This window comes from uncultured Flavonifractor sp., from assembly GCF_944383115.1.
GTDB lineage: Bacteria > Bacillota > Clostridia > Oscillospirales > Oscillospiraceae > Flavonifractor.
Genome location: NZ_CALWOJ010000012.1, coordinates 21,502 through 36,544, shown reverse-complemented (window position 1 = coordinate 36,544; position 15,043 = coordinate 21,502). Strand labels below are relative to the sequence as shown.

General features: G+C 64.0%; 10 protein-coding genes. 3 read left to right on the top strand and 7 right to left on the bottom strand.

All coding sequences use genetic code 11. The features are described from left to right. On the bottom strand, nucleotides 1–2,318 hold a 2,318-nt coding region (nifJ, locus tag Q0K43_RS02815; RefSeq protein ID WP_297289053.1), incomplete at its 3' end, for a pyruvate:ferredoxin (flavodoxin) oxidoreductase. Nucleotides 2,319–2,731: 413 nt separating this feature from the next. Here nifJ and Q0K43_RS02810 point away from each other — a divergent pair. The 3 genes from Q0K43_RS02810 (at nucleotide 2,732) to Q0K43_RS02800 (ending at nucleotide 6,844) form a co-directional block, all read left to right on the top strand. Further along, nucleotides 2,732–4,249: a YifB family Mg chelatase-like AAA ATPase gene (locus Q0K43_RS02810; protein WP_297289052.1), complete on the top strand. Its 1,518-nt coding sequence runs from the start codon at nucleotides 2,732–2,734 to the stop codon at nucleotides 4,247–4,249. A gap of 102 nt (nucleotides 4,250–4,351) precedes the next feature. Further along, a complete protein-coding gene (thiI, locus tag Q0K43_RS02805) occupies nucleotides 4,352–5,518 on the top strand; it encodes a tRNA uracil 4-sulfurtransferase ThiI (protein WP_297289051.1) in 1,167 nt (388 codons plus the stop codon). A 69-nt stretch (nucleotides 5,519–5,587) separates the two neighbouring features. Next, the gene (locus tag Q0K43_RS02800) at nucleotides 5,588–6,844 is read left to right on the top strand and encodes a competence/damage-inducible protein A (RefSeq protein ID WP_297289050.1); all 1,257 of its coding nucleotides are present in this window, start codon (nucleotides 5,588–5,590) and stop codon (nucleotides 6,842–6,844) included. 46 nt (nucleotides 6,845–6,890) lie between these two features. Here Q0K43_RS02800 and ftsH read toward each other — a convergent pair whose 3' ends face one another. From ftsH to Q0K43_RS02770, 6 genes are all read right to left on the bottom strand, one after another. Beyond that, nucleotides 6,891–8,822, bottom strand: coding sequence for an ATP-dependent zinc metalloprotease FtsH (gene ftsH, locus Q0K43_RS02795; protein ID WP_297289049.1), 1,932 nt, complete (start codon nucleotides 8,820–8,822; stop codon nucleotides 6,891–6,893). A 36-nt stretch (nucleotides 8,823–8,858) separates the two neighbouring features. Continuing rightward, nucleotides 8,859–9,410 carry a hypoxanthine phosphoribosyltransferase gene (gene hpt / locus Q0K43_RS02790; protein WP_297289048.1) on the bottom strand — a complete coding sequence of 184 codons (552 nt, stop codon included), beginning with the start codon at nucleotides 9,408–9,410 and terminating at the stop codon, nucleotides 8,859–8,861. Nucleotides 9,411–9,416: 6 nt separating this feature from the next. Beyond that, entirely contained in the window at nucleotides 9,417–10,778 is a 1,362-nt protein-coding gene (gene tilS / locus Q0K43_RS02785; RefSeq protein ID WP_297289047.1) for a tRNA lysidine(34) synthetase TilS, read from the bottom strand. A gap of 9 nt (nucleotides 10,779–10,787) precedes the next feature. Beyond that, nucleotides 10,788–12,140, bottom strand: coding sequence for a replicative DNA helicase (gene dnaB, locus Q0K43_RS02780; protein ID WP_297289046.1), 1,353 nt, complete (start codon nucleotides 12,138–12,140; stop codon nucleotides 10,788–10,790). A 180-nt stretch (nucleotides 12,141–12,320) separates the two neighbouring features. After that, nucleotides 12,321–12,767: a 50S ribosomal protein L9 gene (gene rplI, locus Q0K43_RS02775; protein ID WP_297289045.1), complete on the bottom strand. Its 447-nt coding sequence runs from the start codon at nucleotides 12,765–12,767 to the stop codon at nucleotides 12,321–12,323. 174 nt (nucleotides 12,768–12,941) lie between these two features. Next, nucleotides 12,942–14,936 carry a DHH family phosphoesterase gene (locus Q0K43_RS02770; RefSeq protein WP_297289044.1) on the bottom strand — a complete coding sequence of 665 codons (1,995 nt, stop codon included), beginning with the start codon at nucleotides 14,934–14,936 and terminating at the stop codon, nucleotides 12,942–12,944. Nucleotides 14,937–15,043: the final 107 nt, after the last annotated feature.

The following is a 15,043-nucleotide window of genomic DNA, read 5'->3' as shown; positions in this document are numbered from 1 at the left end:
TGGGGCTTCATGGTCAGAGCCTTCACGGGGCAGGTGCTCACGCAGACGGTGCAGCCCATGCAGTCCAGGGGGCTGACAGCCAGGGCGAACTTGTACACGCCCTTGCCCTTGCCGGCCTTGATGTCCACGATCTTCGCCTGAGCGGGGGCGTTCTTGGCCTCCTCCTCGGTGAGAGCGAAGGGACGGATGGTGGCGTGGGGGCAGACGTAGGAGCACTGGTTACACTGGATACACTTGGAGGCATCCCACTCGGGCACGGACACGGCCACGCCGCGCTTCTCGTAGGCAGCGGCGCCCTGGAAGAAGGTGCCGTCCTCGTGGCCGTCGGCAAAGGCGGAAACAGGCAGGCTGTCGCCGTCCATGCGGCCCACGGGCTCCATGATGTCCTTCACCATCTTCACGGTGTCGGCGTTGCCCTCCAGATGCTCCTCGGCGGGCTTATCCTCGGCGGTGGCCCAGGAGGCGGGCACCTCGAACTTGTGGAAGGCGGTGGCGCCGGTGTCGATGGCCTTGTGGTTCATATCCACCACGTCCTGGCCCTTCTTCAGGTAGGAGTGGGTGGCGGCGTCCTTCATGTAGCCGATGGCCTCAGCCTCGGGCATGACCTTGGCCAGGGCGAAGAAGGCGGACTGCAGGATGGTGTTGGTGCGCTTGCCCATGCCGATCTGGATGGCCAGGTCGATGGCGTTGATGGTGTAAACCTGGATGTTATGCTCGGCAATGTAGCGCTTGGCCACGGCGGGCATGTGGTGATCCAGCTCCTCATCGCTCCACTGGCAGTTGATGAGGAAGATGCCGCCGTCCTTCACGTCGCGGACCATGGGGAAGCCCTTGACGATGTAGGCGGGCACATGGCAGGCCACGAAGTCGGCCTTGTTGATGTAGTAGGGGGCGCGGATGGGCTGATCGCCGAAGCGCAGGTGGCTGATGGTCACGCCGCCGGTCTTCTTGGAGTCATACTGGAAGTAAGCCTGGACGTACTTGTCGGTGTGGTCGCCGATGATCTTGATGGAGTTCTTGTTGGCGCCCACGGTGCCGTCGCCGCCCAGACCCCAGAACTTGCACTCGATGGTGCCGGGGGCCGCGGTGTTGGGGGAGGGCTTCTCCTCCAGGGAGGTGAAGGTCACGTCGTCCACGATGCCCACGGTGAACTGGCGCTTGGGCTGGTCCTTGGTCAGCTCCTCATACACGGCAAACACGTTGCTGGGAGGAGTGTCCTTGGAACCCAGGCCGTAGCGGCCGCCGATGATGGTGGCCTGACGGCCGGCGTTGGCAAAGGCGGTGACAACGTCCAGGTACAGAGGATCGCCCTGAGCGCCGGGCTCCTTGGTGCGGTCCAGAACAGCGATCTTGGTGGCGGTGGCGGGAATGGCCTCCAGCAGCTTGTCGGCGCGGAAAGGACGATACAGGCGGACCTTCACCAGGCCGACCTTCTCGCCGTGAGCGTTCAGGTAGTCGATGACTTCCTCAGCCACGTCGCAGATGGAGCCCATGGCGATGATGACGCGGTCAGCGTCGGGAGCGCCATAGTAGTTGAACAGCTGATAGTTGGTGCCCAGCTTGGCATTGACCTTGCCCATGTACTCTTCCACGATGCCGGGGACGGCGTCGTAGTACTTGTTGGCGGCCTCGCGGTGCTGGAAGAAGATGTCGCCGTTCTCGTGGGAACCGCGCATCACGGGATGCTCGGGGTTCAGGGCGCGCTTGCGGAAGGCTTCCACAGCGTCCATATCCACCATATCGGCCAGATCCTCGTTGTCCCAGATGGCGATCTTCTGGATCTCGTGAGAGGTACGGAAGCCGTCAAAGAAGTTCAGGAAGGGGACGCGGCCCTTGATGGCGGCCAGGTGGGCGACGGCGCCCAGATCCATGACCTCCTGGGGATTGGACTCACACAGCATGGCAAAGCCGGTCTGGCGGCAGGCCATAACGTCGGAGTGATCACCGAAGATGTTCAGAGCGTGGGTGGCCACGGTACGGGCGGACACATGGAACACGCAGGGCATCAGCTCACCGGCCAGCTTGTACATGTTGGGGATCATGAGCAGCAGGCCCTGGGAAGCGGTGTAGGTGGTGGTCAGAGCGCCGGCAGCCAGGGAGCCGTGGACGGTACCGGCGGCGCCGGCCTCAGACTGCATCTCGACCACGTTGACGGTAGTGCCGAAAATGTTTTTCCGGCCCTGGGCCGCCCACTGGTCCACGTTGTCGGCCATGGGGCTGGACGGAGTGATGGGGTAGATGCCCGCTACCTCGGTAAAGGCGTAGGAGACGTGGGCAGCTGCGGTGTTGCCGTCCATGGATTTCAGCTTTCTCGCCATTGAAACGATTCCTCCTTGTTCGTTGTTCCAGGGCAATGGGAATCGGTCCCCGCCTCCCCCCTGAGAGACCGGGCCGGATTCCCATTACCCTGGCTTTTTTCCCCGCTAACCGGAAGGAAACTCCCGGAGCGCCTTCATTGTAACACCATCCAAACCGTTTGTAAATCAAATCTTACTTATCTCTGAAAATTTTCTTCATATTCGCAATTCCTACAGTTACACCCGGTTTTTTCCTCTTTTTCCCGCGGAAAAATGCGAAAGTAAGTTTCATGGGTGAACCCGCTGTACTAGACCGGTCAGTAGGGCGTGAAATGTCTTTTCAAAGGGGTTGGCCACGCTTTGCATGGCCGGCTTTTTATGGTATACTACAGAAAAACCGGCGGGGAGGCACGCCGGAGCAAGGAGGAGGGGCTATGCTCTGCCAAGTGCGCTCATTGGGGCTGGCCGGCGTCTCGGGCTACGAGGTGCGGGCGGAATGCGACCTGTCCGGCGGCCTGCCCGCCTTTGATATTGTGGGCCTGCCCGACGCGGCGGTGAAGGAGGCCCGGGATCGGGTGCGCGCCGCCGTTAAAAACTGCGGCTTTACCTTCCCCGTCTCCCGCATCACCGTCAATCTGGCCCCGGCGGACCGGAAGAAGGGAGGCACGGTGTACGACCTGCCCATCCTGGTGGGCATCCTGGCGGCGGGGGAACAGCTCCGGCTGCCTGCCTCCCCCTGCGCCTTTGTGGGGGAACTGTCCCTGTCCGGCCAGCTCAGGCCCGTTCCCGGAATGCTGCCTATGGCCCTGGCTGCCAGGGCGGCGGGCATTCAGGAGCTGTACGTTCCCGCCCCCTCCGCCGCTGAGGCCACGCTGGCGGGGGAGATCAAGGTCTACCCGGTGGAGAGCGTCTCCCAGCTGGTGGCCCACCTGCGGGGGGAGACACCCATCTGCCCCGCCGAAGCCTGGGTACCCGGGCCGGGCACGGAACCCTGCCCTGACTTTGCAGATGTAAAGGGACAGGAAAATGTAAAACGGGCCCTGGAGATCGCCGCCGCCGGCGGCCATAACATCGCTATGGTGGGCCCGCCGGGGTCGGGCAAGTCCATGCTGGCCCGCCGCCTGCCCTCCATCCTGCCTGATATGACCCGGCGGGAGGCGATGGAAGCCACCGCCGTTCACTCGGTACTGGGCCTCACCGACGCCCAGCATCCCCTGCTCACCCAGCGGCCCTTCCGCTCGCCCCACCACTCCATCTCGGCCACCGGCATGGCGGGGGGCGGGTCCCCCATCCCACGGCCGGGGGAGATCTCCCTGGCCCACAACGGGGTGCTGTTTCTGGACGAGCTGCCTGAATTCCACAAGGACGTGCTGGAGACCCTGCGCCAGCCGCTGGAGGAGGGGCAGGTGGTCATCAGCCGGGCGGGGGGCAGCGAGAAATTCCCCGCCCGCTTCATGCTGGTGTGCGCCATGAATCCCTGCAAGTGCGGGTGGTACGGCTACGGCAGCCGGTGCCGCTGCACCCACCAGGCGGTGGAGAAGTATCTGGGCAAACTGTCCGGGCCGCTGCTGGACCGCATCGACCTGTATGTGGAGGTGCCGCCTCTGGAATTTGAGGAGCTGTCCCGGCGGCCTCAGGCCGAGCCCTCCTCGGTCATCAAGGCCAGGGTGGACGGGGCCAGGGCCGCCCAGACCGCCCGCTTTGGCCCGGAGGGTCCCGAATGCAACGCCCATATGGGCCCCAGGGAGCTGGCGGAATTCTGTGCCCTGGACGGGGCGGGTACCGCTCTCATCAAGGGCGCCTTTGAGCGCATGGGCCTCACCGCCCGCAGCTATGACCGAATCCTGCGGGTGGCCCGTACCATCGCCGACCTGGACGGCGCCGCGTCCATCGCCGTGGAACACCTGGCGGAGGCCATCCAGTACCGGGAGAGCGCCCGCCTGCGGCGGTAAAGAAGTCCGGGCGGGGACAAGCCCCGCCCCTGTACGCCATATATAGGGGCGGCCTTTATGGCCGCCCGTCCACCACAAGAATATGATAAAGGAGACCTACCATTGAACGAAATCATTTTGCTCAAGCTGGGGGAGCTGGTCCTGAAGGGCCTGAACCGCCGCACCTTTGAGGACAAGCTCATTGCCAACGCCCGCCGCCGGCTGAAACCTCACGGGGATTTTAAGGTATATTCCAAGCAGTCCACCATGTATGTGGAGCCCAAAAACGACGACTGCGATCTGGACGGGGCCTGGGAGGCCATGAAGCACCTGTTCGGCGTGGTGGGCCTGTCCCGGGCCCGGGCCTGTGAGAAGGACGCCGACGCCATGCTCCGGACCGCCATCGAGTACCTGGGGGACAAGCTGGCCGCTGCCCATACCTTTAAAGTGGAGTCCAAGCGGGCGGACAAGACCTTCCCCATGACCTCCATCCAGCTGTCCCAGTATGTGGGGGGCGAACTGGACGAGAAGTACCCCAACCTGAAGGTGGACGTACACCATCCGGAGCTGACGGTATATCTTGAAGTGCGGGACTATGCCGCCTACGTCCATGCCGACCCGGAGCCGGGCGCCGGCGGCCTGCCGGTGGGCGTGGGAGGCCGGGCGGTGAGCCTGCTCTCCGGCGGCATCGACTCCCCGGTGGCCTCCTGGATGATCGCCAAGCGGGGCATCGCCCTGGAGATGGTCCACTTTTTCTCCTACCCTTACACCTCCGAGGAGGCCAAGCAGAAGGTGCTGGATCTGGCCAAGCTGCTCACCCTCTGGTGCGGACGGCTCACCGTCCATGTGGTACCTTTTACTCAGATCCAGGAGGAACTGCGCCGGAAATGCCCCGAGGAGCTGTTTACCGTCCTCATGCGCCGGTTCATGATGCGCATTGCCCAGGCGGTGGCCGCCCGGTGCGGCGCCGGAGCCATCGTTACCGGCGAGTGCCTGGGCCAGGTGGCCAGCCAGACCATGGAGGCCATGCGGGCCACCACCGCCGTGTGCGATCTGCCCATCCTGCGCCCTGTGGTGGGTATGGATAAGGAGGAGATCGTGCGCATTGCCCGCAAGATCGGCACCTTTGAGACCTCCATCCTGCCCTATGAGGACTGCTGCACCGTGTTCACACCCCGCCATCCCCGGCTGCGGCCGGTGCTGGGGGAGCTGGAACACGCCGAGGAGGCCCTGGATGTGGCCGGCCTGGTGCAGGCCGCCGTGGAGGGCATCGAAAGAATCCAGGTATAACCGTTGTAGGGGCCGGGCACCTGACCGGCCCCTCCTCTCTTTCCAATCCAACAAAGGAAGTGCTTCCCCATGTCTCATACCGCTGAACTGATCGCGGTGGGTACCGAGCTTCTGCTGGGCAACATCGCCAACACCGACGCCCAGATGCTCTCCCAGGGGCTGAGCGCCCTGGGCATCAACGTCTACTACCACACGGTGGTGGGAGACAATCCGGACCGGCTGCGCGCCGCTGTGGAGCTGGCAAAAACCCGGGCGGACATCATCATCACCACCGGCGGCCTGGGCCCCACCTGCGACGACCTGACCAAAAACGTGCTGGCCGACTGCTTTGGCAAAAAGCTGGTATTCCATGCGCCCTCCGCCCGGCGGATCGAGGACTTTTTCCGGCGGCTGCACCCGGACCGTCCCATGACGGAGAACAACTACCAGCAGGCCATGCTGCCCGAGGGCTGCACCGTGCTGGACAACGACTGGGGCACCGCCCCCGGCGTGGCGTTTGAGGCAGACGGCGTGGGGGTCATCATGCTGCCCGGCCCGCCCCGGGAGTGCAAGGCCATGTTCACCCACCGGGTGATCCCCTATCTGAAGGAACTGGCCGACGGGGTCATCGTCTCCCGCACCCTGAAGCTGTTCGGCATCGGGGAGTCGGCCATGGAGGCCCAGCTGCGGGAGCGCATGAACGCCATGACCAATCCCACTCTGGCCCCCTACGCCAAGGAGGGGGAGTGCGAGCTGCGCATCACCGCCAAGGCTGCCGACGATGAGACCGCCCACGCCCTCATCGCCCCGGTGGAGGCCGACCTGAAAGCCCACTTCGGGCCTCTGGTGTATGGGGTGGATGTGCCGTCCCTGGAGGCGGCGGTCTTTGCCCTTTTGAAGGAGAAGGGCCTTACCCTGGGTACCGCCGAGAGCTGCACCGGGGGACTGGTGGCCAAGCGTATGACCGATCTGGCCGGGGTGTCCTCCGTGTTCCGGGGAGGCGTGGTGAGTTACGCCACCGAGGTCAAGCACACCGTGCTGGGGGTGGATCAGGGCCTGTTGGATCAATACGGCGCCGTCAGCGAACAAGTGGCCCGGGCTATGGCCGAGGGGGCCCGGAAGGTGCTGGGGTGCGATCTGGCCATCTCCACCACCGGGGTGGCGGGGCCCGACCCTGACGAGCGGGGCAATCCGGTGGGCCTGGTGTTCATCGGCCTGGCAACCCCCGACGGCACCTGGGTCCGTAAGGTGAACTTGTCCATGGGCCGCCAGCGTATCCGCCACATTGCCGCTAGTCACGGCTTTGACCTGGCCCGGCGGTATCTGACCGGCCTGGAACTGAAGTAAAAAGAACACGGTGTATGTTCCGCCTGGGAACATACACCGTGTTTTGTTATGCTTCCGGATCGCTCGGCTTCTGGACGGCCTGGGTCTCCTCCTCCACCGCCTGATAGGCGGCGGGAGGCTGGACGGCGGCGGGGTCGGTGAACACCAACTGGAAGGTGTCGCCGTCCATGTTTTCATACTTGAGCAGGTAGTCGGCCACAAAATCCAGTTCCCGCCGTCTTGCGGAGAGGATCTCCACGCAGCGGTCGTAGGCCTTGTCGATGAGGACGCGGATCTCCTCGTCAATGAGGGCGGCCACCTCTTCGGAGTAATTCTTGGTCTGAGCCATAGAGCGGCCGATGAACACTTCGTCGTGGCCGGAATCAAAGACCACGTTGCCCACCTTATCGCTCATGCCGTAGCGGGTGACCATGTTGCGGGCAATGGCGCTGGCCTTCTGCAGGTCGTTGCCCGCGCCGGTGGAGATGTCGCCCAGGGCCAGCTGCTCGGCGGCCCGGCCGCCCAGACAGACGGAAATGCGCTCGGTGAGCTGCTGACGGGACTGGAAATTCACATCCTCCTGGGGCAGGGAGATGGTCATGCCTCCCGCCATGCCACGGGGGATGATGGTGATCTGATGCACCGGGTCCTGACTCTCCAGGTCGTGGATGACGATGGCGTGGCCCGCCTCATGGTAGGCGGTGAGCTTCCGCTCCCGCTCAATGACCACCCGGCTCTTCTTCTCGGGGCCGGCGATGACCTTGATGACCGCCTCGTTCAGGTCCTGCATGGAGATGAACCGGCGGTGCCGGCGGGCGGCCAGCAGGGCGGCCTCGTTCATCAGGTTCTCCAGATCGGCGCCGGTAAAGCCGCCGGTACCCCGGGCCAGGTCCGCCAGGGACACGTCGTCCCCCAGAGGCTTGTTGCGGGCGTGGACTTTCAGGATGGCCTCCCGGCCCTTGATGTCGGGATAGCCCACATAGACCTGCCGGTCAAACCGGCCGGGGCGCAGCAGAGCGGGGTCCAGGATGTCCTGCCGGTTGGTGGCCGCCATGACCACCACCCCCTCGTTGTTGCCGAAGCCGTCCATCTCCACCAGCAGCTGGTTAAGGGTCTGCTCCCGCTCGTCGTGGCCGCCGCCCAGGCCCGCGCCTCTCTGGCGGCCCACGGCGTCGATCTCGTCGATAAACACGATGGCGGGAGCATTTTTCTTGGCCTGGTCGAACAGGTCCCGGACACGGCTGGCGCCTACGCCCACATACAGCTCCACAAAGTCGGAACCGGAGATGGACAGGAAGTGGACCCCGGCCTCTCCGGCCACCGCCTTGGCCAGCAGGGTCTTACCGGTACCCGGCGGGCCCACCAGCAGCACGCCCTTGGGGATGCGGGCGCCCAGGTCCAGGAACCGGCGGGGGTCTTTGAGGAACTCCACGATCTCCTGAAGCTCCCCCTTCTCCTCCTCGGCGCCGGCCACGTCGTCAAAGGTGACCTTTTTCTGCTCGTCGGCAACCGTACGGGTGCGGGCCCGGCCAAACCGGGCGGTGCGGTCGGCGGCGCCGCCGCCTCCGCCGCCGCCGGTCTGGCGGAGGAACATGAAATACCACAGCAGCCCAAAGACCACCAGCACCGCGATCCAGGGCAGGAAGCTGAACCAGAAGGGGGGCTGGAACCCGGCGGGATAGTCGTAGTCGGTGATGATCCCCTGGCGCAGCTGCTGGGTGATCAGGTCGTTAAAATCGTTGTAGAACCACTGAGGGTCGGCCACCTCATAGGTGATGGTATTTTTGCCGCCCACCGCCTCCTTCAGCCGGAGGGTGACGGTGTTGTCCTCCACCTTGACCTGGGAGACCTGCTGTTCTTCCAGCAGACGGCGGATCTGGCCGTAGGTGACCTGATCCCCCGCGTTCATCCCGCCGCGCAGCACAAAGATGGAGACAATGAGCAAGAGAGCAATGAGTACATAAAAGCCCACGTCCCGCAGGCTTCCGTTTCGTTTCAAGGAGCAGACACGTCCTTTCCAGGCAGATTTGACGGATCAGCCGCCGTACACAGAGGGCTTCAGCACCCCTATGTAAGGCAGGTTGCGGTACTTCTCCGCATAGTCCAGGCCATACCCCACCACGAAGTAGTCGGGGATGGAGAAACCGGCGTAATGCAGTTCCACTTCCTTGGTGCGGCGGGAGGGCTTATCCAGCAGGGTACACAGCCGCACCGAGGCGGGGTGCCGTGCCTGGAGGATCTGCAGCAGGTAGCTCAGGGTATTGCCGCTGTCCAGGATATCCTCCACCACGATCAGGTCCTTGCCTTCGATCTGCTCGGACAGGTCCTTGATGATCTTGACCTGACCGGAGCTGGAGGTGCCGGTCCCGTAAGAGGACACCGCCATAAAGTCCACGGTGCAGGGCAGGTGGATCTGCCGCACCAGGTCGGCCATAAAGACGAAGGAACCCCGCAGCACGCTGACCAGCAGCGGCTCCTTGCCGGCGTAGTCCCTGTCGATCTCAGCGGCGATCTCCGCCACCCGGGTTTTCAGCTGTTCCTCGGAAAAGAGGACCCGCTCCACGTCTTTGTCCAGGATATGTTCCATATCTTTTTACCCCTCTTTCCAAAATACCACTTCCCAGGCCGGTTGGCCTGGCTGGGCCGTACGGTCTCTATGGGGGCCAAGGCCGGCTGCCGCCAGCACGCCCCGTTCATCCGCCAGCACCGGGATGGAATCCCGGTCCCGACGGGGAATTTTCTCGTCTATCATCCATTTTTTCAGGGTCTTGGTGTCCCGGCCCGGCAGGGCCAGTTCGTCCCCCGTCTGTCGGGGGCGCAGGAGCAAGGCACCCTGGGTCTCCTGGGACAGATACCAGGCGTTGGGTTTTTGCTGCTCTGTGGGGGGGCAGGTCACTGCCCGGCAGGAACACCGCCAGTTGGTGCCCTCCGGGGCGGTCTCCCCGTTGGTGTTCAGAGGGCAGGGGGTCATCACCGGGTTGTCGCTCTGGGTGGTGATGAGCAGTTCCTTGTACACCCGCTGGGCCAGCCGCCCGTTGGGCAGGAAGGCCACCGCCGAGGGGTCGTCTCCCACCGCCAGGTCCACCACCGCCTTCAGGTGGGCGGCGGAACAGTCGGTGTTGCCGTCCCCCGTCATTTCCAGCAGGCGGCGGGCCGCCCGGGGGGCAATGGCGGCGGGCAGCTCGGCGATGTACCGGGCTTCGATGACCAGGTCGTCCTCCGCCCAGCGGGCGTGGCTGCACGCCATAGCGGCCTGGGCGTTGAGGTAGTCGTTGTCGGAGCGGAGATAGCCCAGCGTCTCCACCGAACGCTCCGTCAGCCGGGGGTTCAGCTCCCGCAGCACCGGGATCACCTGGCGGCGCAGCTTGTTGCGGGCGTAACGTTCGTCGGTGTTGGTGCAGTCCTCCACATGGGAGAGGTGATGGGCCGCCAGATAGGCCTCAATGTCCGCCCGTGGGGTGGTGAGCAGGGGCCGCACCAGATCCCCACGCCGGGGCGGGATGCCCGCCAGGCCGTGAAGGCCCGCCCCCCGGATCAGGTGGAGCAGCAGGGTCTCCAGATTGTCGTCGGCGTTGTGGGCGGTGGCGATGCGGTTGCAGCCCAGCTGTTCCGCCGTCCGGCAGAGGAATTCGTACCGCAGTTCCCGGCCGGTCTCCTCCACCCCCAGGCCCCGGCGGGCGGCTTCGCCGTACACGTCGCCCCGCTCCACCACGCAGGGGATGTCCCGCTCTTTGCAGAAGTGTTCCACAAAGGCGGCGTCGGCATCGGCGGCCGCCCCCCGCATCCCGTGGTGGTAGTGGGCGGCAGCCACCTGGAAGCCCCCTTCAGCTGACAGGCTGTGGAGCAGGTGGAGCAGGCAGATGGAGTCGGCCCCGCCGGACACGGCGCACAGCACCTTGCCCCCACGGGGCAGCATATCGTATTCGGTTGTGAGGGCCTTCACGTTTTCCAGCATAGGAACTCCTTAATATTCCTGGTGCCGCCGGTCGATGGAGGAGAAGGTGGTGTACTCAGGCAGCCACTGCAGCTCCACCGTGCCGGTCTCGCCGTGGCGGTTCTTGGCGATGATGCACTCGGCCAGGTTGTGGTTTTCGCTGTCCTCGTTATAGTAGTCGTCCCGGTAGAGGAACATGACGATATCGGCGTCCTGCTCGATGGCGCCCGACTCACGCAGGTCGGACAGCATGGGCCGCTTGTTCTGGCGGCTCTCAGGACCACGGGACAGCTGGGACAGACAGACCACCGGCACATTCAGCTCCTTGGCCATGATTTTCAGGGCACGGGAGATGTCGGAGACGATCTGCTGGCGGTTGTCGCCGCTGCGCTGCGGCCCGCCGGCGGAGGTCATGAGCTGGAGGTAGTCTATGACCACCAGCCCCAGATTATCCACCCGGCGGCACTTGGCGTTCATGTCGGCCACAGAGAGGGCGGGGTTGTCGTCAATGAGGATCTGGGTCTGGTTGAGGGCCGCCGAGGCGGCGGCGATCTTGGACCAGTCCTCCTCCCCCAGCTTGCCGGTGACCAGCTTCTTGTTGTCCACGAAGGCCTCGCCGGAGATGAGGCGCATGGCCAGCTGCTCCCGGCTCATTTCCAGGGAGAAAAAGACCACCGTTTTGCCGGAGAACTTGCCGGCGTGGAGCAGCATATTCAGGGCGAAGGAGGTCTTGCCCATGCCGGGCCGGGCGGCCAGCAGGATCAGGTCGGACTTGTTCAGGCCGGAGATGGCCAGATCCACGTCGGGCAGACCGGTGGACAGCCCGGGTACCGCCTGGTCGCTGAGGGCCAGTTCGTTCAAACGCTCATACACATTGAGGATGACGCTGGAGATGTGGGTCAGCCCCTGGGATGAGCGGCCCTGGCGGATGGCGTAGATCCGCTGCTCGGCGGCCTCCAGCACCTCCTGACCGGTGCCGGTGCCCTCCTGCACCAGGGCGGTGAGATCCCCAGCCGTCTCGGCAATGCGGCGGAGCAGGGCCTTGTCCTTGACAATGGACACATACTCCTTCACGTTGGCCGCGGTTGGTGTGACCTCCATCAGCTGGAGGATGTAGTTGCGGGAGGTGTTCTCGTCGTATACCCCGTTCTGGCGCATATGGTCCAGCACGGTCACCGGGTCGATGGTGAGGGAGAAGTTGAACATGGAGTAGATGGTCTCGTAGATCTCCCGGTTGGTGCGCAGGTAGAAGTCCTCAGGCTTCAGCTCCTCGATCACATCGGGTACGCACCGGGCGTCGATGAGCATGGCGCCCAGCACGCTCTGCTCGGCCTCCACGCTGTGGGGCATCTGCCGCAGCAGCAGTTCCTCTTCGGTTGCCATGTTCCTTCACCTCCCCTACATATGCCTCTGTTCATAATCTGTTTTCCGGGGAATTCACTTCTCCGGAAAACACCTCGACCCGCGCCGCGGGGCGCGAAACCGGGGGTATCAAAACCGTTGTGCCGCAACGCAGCGCGGCGGTTTTGTATCTAGGGGGTATGGGATACCCCCTAGATACTCTTAGGCCTCGGCCACCACTACCTTCAGAGTGCCGGTGACCTCGTAGCCCAGCTTCACCTTCAGCTCGTAGGTGCCGAAGGCCTTGATGGGCTCCTCCTGGACGATCTTGGTCTTCTGGATGTTGATGCCGTGCTGGGCGGAGAGGGCGTCGGCAATCTCCTTGGTGGTAACGGCGCCGAAGAGCCGCCCGCCGTTGCCCGCCTTGGCCACCACCTTGACGGAAAGCTCTTTCAGCTTGGCGGCGGTGGCCTCGGCCTCCGCCTTCTCGGCGGCCATCTGGGCGGCCTTGGCCTTCTCCTGCATCTTCATGGTGTTGATATTCTCCGCGGTGGCCAGAACCGCCAGCTTGCGGGGAAGGAGGAAGTTACGGGCGTAGCCGTCGCTGGCCTCGATCATCTGGCCCTTCTTGCCCTGGCCCTTCACGTCCTGCTGCAAAATCACTTTCATGGTCATTCGTCCTTTCTGGATTCACGATTCGATGTTGTCACGCTGCACGCCCTCCGCGACGGGCAGCTGCTTACCGCTCCGCGAAAAATGCCGCTCCGGGCTTTGCCCGTCGCCTGCTTTTTCGTCTGCGCGGTTCGCTGCTGCCCTGCTCCCGGGCGTCTTCGCGCTTCCCGGTTATTCATCTTCAAGATACTGGTCAATGGCCTGGAGGAGCAGCTTGGTCACCTCGTCCACGGTCTTGCCGGGGACCTGGGCGCCGGCGGTGGCGGCGTTGCCGCCGCCTCCCAGCTTCTCCAGCACCACCTGCACGTTCACATCCCCCATGCTCCGGGCGGACAGGATGACCCGCCCCTCCTGATCGGGGAAGAGGACGAAGGAGGTGTCGATGCCCGAGATGTTCAGCAGCTCGTCGGCGGCCTGGGCGGCGGTGATGCGGCCCACGGTGTGATCCACCCGGGCCACGGCAATGCCGTCCTTGTACATCCGGGCGGTCTGGATGATGTCGTACTTGGCGATGGTGCCGTCCAGATCGTTCTGGAACAGCTTCTTCACGTCGCCGGTGTCGGCGCCGGAGCGGCGCAGGAAGGCCGCCGCCTCAAAGGTGCGGCTGCCGGTGCGCATGGTGAATTGTTTGGTGTCCAGCACCATGCCGGCCAGCAGGGCCTCCGCCTCGATCTTCAAAAGGTCGGCCGGCTCCAGCAGGTACTGGGACAGCTCGGTGACCAGCTCGCTGGCGGAGGAGGCGTAGGGCTCGTGGAAATTGAGGGCGGCGTCGGCGATATAGGAGGAGGCGCGGCGGTGGTGGTCGATGACCGCCACCTTGTGGACGGCCTCCAGCAGATCCTGACTTACCACCTGCTCGGGGCGGTTGGTGTCCACCACCACCAGCAGACAGTTGGAGTCGGCCAGCAGGATGGCGTCCTGGGGGGTGAGGAACACGTCCCTGTACTCGGGGACCTGGGCCAGCCGGTCGCTCATCTCGCTGGACGGGTTGACCCCCGGCTCCTTGACGATGTGGACGGGAGTACCCTTCTTCCGGGCCATCGCGCACACGCCGGCGGCGGCGCCGATACAGTCCAGATCGGGGTACTTGTGGCCCATAACGAACACCATAGAGGCGTCGGCCATCAGCTCGCCCAGGGCGTTGGCCATGACACGGCTCTTCACCTTGGTGCGCTTCTCCAGCTCCTTGGTACGCCCGCCGAAGAACTCAAAATTGAACTTGTTTTTGACCACTACCTGGTCGCCGCCACGGGAGAGGGCCATCTCCACCGACAGCGCGGCGTACTGGAACAAATCGCCCAGACTGTCCCCGTCCTTGCCGATGCCGATGGACAGGGTGGCCTGGATGCCCGAGGGACTGGTCACCTGGCGCACGGAGTCCAGGATGGAGAACTTGCCCTCCTGGAACTGGGCCAGGAACCGCTCCTCAAAGAGGAAGAGGTAGCGGTCCCGCTCGTACCGGGTAAATACGCCCTGAGCGGGGGCCACCCACTGGGCAAGCCGATCGTCGATCTCACTGCGCATGGCCGACTTGGCGCTGTCGTTGGCGCCCTTCATCAGCTCCTCGTAGTTGTCCACCGTCAGGATGGCCACCACGGGGCGGGTGGCGTAATACTCGTCCCGTACCAGGGCAAAGTCGGTGACATCCACCCAGTAGGTGGTGGCCAGATAGCCCCGGGCCCCCTGGTCCTGGGTGCGGACCAGATGGCCGAACACCAAAAAGCGCCGGTCTGCGATAGGCACTTCGGTGGGGCACTGGGTCTTGCCCTCCATCAGCCAGCGGGAGGAGAAGTCGGGCACCGCCGCGGTGATCTTGGTGTCAAAGAGATGCTCCCGCTCCCCGGTGATCTGCAAAAAGCGGTCGTTGGACCAGATGACCTCGTCGTTTTCCGGCCGGAAAATGACCATAGGCAGCGGCGCGTTCACCATGGTGTCCTTGGTGGCCGAGTCCATATTGCAGGTCACATTTTCGATGTATTTCAGGATCTCTTTCTGCCGCAGGGCGTTGCTGCGGCGGAAATAGAGGTAGAGAATGACCACCACCGCCAGCTCCGCCACCGCGGCGGGGATGGAAAAGAAGGCGGTAACGGCGGCGAACAGGATCAAACAGATGAAGTATAATCTCAGGCTGGGTTCCACCAGGTGAGATAATTTATTTTTCCGCATAGGGACCTCCCAACAGCGTTCAAATACAAGATGACATGTTATTATATCAAAGGAACGCGGCAAAAACAAGTGCGGCGGAACGGGTTTTCCTGCCGGCCTGCAGGAGT